The following is a 1528-nucleotide window of genomic DNA, read 5'->3' on the forward strand; positions in this document are numbered from 1 at the left end:
GGGCATGGTTGACGCCATGTCCTGGGGCATGGTTGACGGGTGTCTCGGGGCATGGTTTACAGGTCGCCGGTTGTTGACCATGTATGGATACACAGTCACAGCAGCGGTCGGCATCATCATCCATCGAAGACAACGGGGACGTTCGCAGCGAGTTCCTGCGCAACAAGGCCATCGTCAACGCGATCGGCAACGGGGTCCCGGTGGCGGAGGCGGCGCGCCGCCACGGGGTCACGCGCCAGTGGGCGCACGAGCTGAAGCGCAGATACGAGAAGGAGGGCGAGCCGGGGCTCCTGCCGCGTTCCCGGCGCGCGCACCGCATCGCGAACAGGACCGACGGGCGGATCGCGGAGCGGATCGTCGCGATCCGCCGCGAGCTGGGGTCCAGGGGACTGGACGCGGGCGCGGAGTCCATCGCCGCCAGATTGGAGCGCGAGGGCCTCAGGCCGCCGGCGAACTCCACCATCCACCGGATCCTCAAAGACGCGGGGCTGGTCCGCCCGGAGCCGAGGAAACGGCCGAAATCCTCGTACACGCGGTTCGAGGCCGCGCTGCCGAACGAGACGTGGCAGTCGGACTTCACCCACTGGCCGCTCGCCGACGGCACGGACGCGCTGATCGTCTCCTGGCTCGACGACCACTCGAGGTTCCTCCTGTATTCGCGCGCGTACGCGGCCGTCACCATGAAGACGATCGAGGACTCGTTCCGCCGGGCGTGCTCCGTATACGGGATCCCCGCGTCCACGCTCACCGACAACGGCAGCGTGTACACGACGAGGCTCCTGTCGGCCGAACCCGGCCCGTTCGAACGCATGCTCGCCCTGATGGGCGTGCGCCGGAAGAACGGCAGGCCGTATCACCCCCAGACGCAGGGCAAGATCGAACGCTGGCACCGCACACTCAAGCAATGGCTCACGGCCCGGCCGCTGGCCAAGGACCTCGACGGACTCAACCGGCAGCTCGACGAGTTCAGACGCGAATACAACGAGGAGCGCCCGCACCGCGCCCTGGGCCGGCGCACCCCCAAGGAGGTGTACGAGGCATTGGGCAAGGCCGGCCCCGACCCCGAGCTCGCCGCCCGAGAACAGGCCAGACGGGACGAGGAGGAACGGCAGGCGGGCGGACGGAACGCCACCGGAGGGGAAAGCGGGCGGCGCAGGCCGGTCCCCGTCGCCGAGCGGACGGAACCCACGCGGGTCGACGTCACCGTCCCCGCCAAGCTCCACAAGGTCGGCGGAAACGGCTGTGTCACGCGGTACGGCATCGCGGGCCGCCGACGCACCATCAACGTCGGCAAGGAGAACGCCGGCAAGACCGTGGAACTGCGCGTGGACCACGGCATCGTCACCGTCACCGACACCGCCACCGGCGAGATCCTCGCCGACCAGACCCTCGACACCACACGCGACTACCAGTACCGAAAACCCATGCCCGACGTCAACCATGCCCCAGGACACATGTAAACCATGCCCCAGGAGATACCGTCAACCATGCCCCAAGACATACGTCAACTATGCCCCGAGACAATACA

At 67.9% G+C, this 1528-nt stretch carries 1 protein-coding gene; it reads left to right on the top strand.

Translation table 11 applies throughout. The annotated features are described in order from the left end of the window. Positions 1–83: 83 nt before the first annotated feature. Complete coding sequence (locus tag JS531_RS10845) at positions 84–1460, top strand: IS481 family transposase (RefSeq protein WP_240542197.1); 1377 nt, start codon at positions 84–86, stop codon at positions 1458–1460. The last annotated feature ends 68 nt before the right edge of the window (positions 1461–1528 follow it).

The sequence above is a fragment of the Bifidobacterium sp. CP2 genome (genome assembly GCF_018555635.1).
GTDB lineage: Bacteria > Actinomycetota > Actinomycetes > Actinomycetales > Bifidobacteriaceae > Bifidobacterium > Bifidobacterium saguinibicoloris.

Coding starts and splice junctions, on each gene's coding strand:
- JS531_RS10845 (WP_240542197.1), top strand. CDS start 84: ATGGATACACAGTCACAGCAGCGGTCGGCATCATCATCCATCGAAGAC.